At 39.4% G+C, this 241-nt stretch carries 1 pseudogene; it reads right to left on the reverse strand.

The features are described 5' to 3' along the window. Positions 1 to 241 (reverse strand): annotated as a pseudogene (locus tag AAEY75_RS16840) (hypothetical protein); the annotation flags it as partial.

Raw genomic sequence — 241 nt, forward strand, 5'->3', positions numbered from 1 at the left:
CACCTTCATATTTGGCAGCAGCACCAAATGGCTCGTCATATAATATACCGACACTAAAAGTATCATTAATGTCTGCCTTTACGCCATAACGAAAGAAGTCATAAGACTCAGCAATATCATCAATCTCTTTACCTGACGAATCTTTGCCAGTGACATCGCCATCAATATAGGTATAAACCGCTTCAGCATATACACCATTTTGTAAAAACGCTGTGATATCTTGACCTGAACGATCAAGACC

The sequence above is a fragment of the Psychrobacter sp. TB55-MNA-CIBAN-0194 genome, assembly GCF_040309505.1.
Taxonomy (GTDB): Bacteria; Pseudomonadota; Gammaproteobacteria; order Pseudomonadales; family Moraxellaceae; genus Psychrobacter; species Psychrobacter fozii.